We start from the raw sequence: 1,731 nt of genomic DNA, 5'->3' as shown, positions 1-1,731 counted from the left end.
ATGTCTGGATTGACGATATTGAGGTTCGGATTGTTGATGCAGACAATCAGCTTGAAGATTACACATCCAATTATTTTCAAAGGGACAATGACTGTGATTTACGCAGGAAATGGAGCAGTATCCAGGAATATCTTCTGAAAGAGGCGCTAAGTGCATCCGGGTATGATTCATTGTCAGATCTGCCGGAAAAAATCGGTCAGCCGCAGGCGGTGCTTTTCGAGGGGCTGCTGATTATGGCGGACTGGCTTGCGTCCAGTGAGTATCTTGATAATAATCATCAGATACCTATGTTTCCGCTGATTAACATCGACGAGCCAGCATCTGATGTTGATCTTGACTTGCGGTATCGTTCTGCAATAACGAACTGGAATCGTGATGATGCAGTTCAGTTCGGACCTGTTTTCGACGTTGACAGTAATTATGAGAAACGCTGGGGATTCAAGCCTCGTAATGTTCAGAAAATCATGTCAGATGCCATAGGAAGAATAAGGAAACCGGGAATCGTTGTCATTGAAGCACCGATGGGAATCGGAAAGACTGAGATAGCGCTGACAGCCGCCGAACAGCTTGCATATGCTTCGGGAAGGGATGGACTTTATATAGGATTGCCGACCCAGGCAACCGCCAATGCGATGTTTGACCGGGTTAATGAGTGGTTGGAAAACATAGCTGAAGATGAGAATGAGCATGTAAGCATCAAGCTGATGCATGGAAAGGCCATGTTCAACCAAACTTACAGTCATCTTCCTCATGCTGAAAACATAGTTGATGAAGATGACACTCACGGCGCCGTGACCGTCAACAGCTGGTTTTCAGGAAAGAAGTCCATTCTCACCAAATTCACGGTCGGTACCATTGACAATCTCCTGTTAATGGGATTGAAGCAGAAGCACCTTTTCCTCAGACACCTTGGATTCAGCGGCAAGGTTGTTGTCATTGACGAGGCTCATGCATATGATGCATACATGAACAGTTATCTTTACAAGGCAATTGAATGGCTTGGGGCATACCACGTTCCTGTTGTGGTCTTGTCGGCAACATTGCCGAAGGACAGGAGAATACAGTTGTTTGGATCATACTTAAAGGGAAAGTTTGGGAAGAAATGGAAAGATAAAGTCATTTTCCCCGATAACTGGGAATCTGAAGAAGCATATCCCCTGCTGAGTTATCTTGACGGGACTCATGTCGGACAGGTTACTGATTTTGGAGATGTTGTTGCAGAACAGAATAAGTCAGTCCATATTCATCGCTTTGATTCATCCGATGAAGAACTTATGGAAAATGTCCTTGAGATGATAGATGATGGCGGAGTTGCCGGAATCATTGTCAATACTGTGAAGAGAGCACAGAAGCTGGCTGAATTGGTTCCGGGTGATGTAGAACTGATGGTGTTGCATTCTGCTTTTCTGGCTCCCGACAGGGCAAGAAAGGAGAAAATGCTTCAAGATGCAATTGGAAAACACGGAAGAAGGCCGGAACGCATGATTGTGATTGGCACACAGGTTCTTGAACAGTCTTTGGACATTGACTTTGACATACTGTATACGGACATTGCACCTATGGATTTGATTCTTCAGAGAATAGGACGGCTTCATCGTCATGACATCAAGCGCCCTGAAAAGTTGGGCGAGCCGCAGACATACGTTATGGGCATAAGTGAATTCGGTGATTACGGGGATGCAAATGAAGGAATATACGGCAAATATCTTCTTATGAAGACTGATTATTATT

General features: G+C 44.8%; 1 protein-coding gene. It reads left to right on the top strand.

Annotated features, from left to right (window positions below; genetic code table 11):
• A partial coding sequence (gene cas3 / locus V7Z60_RS05870) for a CRISPR-associated helicase Cas3' (protein WP_334116928.1) occupies positions 1 to 1,731 on the top strand: 1,731 nt, incomplete at both ends.

Source organism: Ligilactobacillus sp. (assembly GCF_036846325.1).
Lineage (GTDB): Bacteria > Bacillota > Bacilli > Lactobacillales > Lactobacillaceae > Ligilactobacillus.
This window is presented reverse-complemented; position numbering and strand designations above follow the sequence as displayed.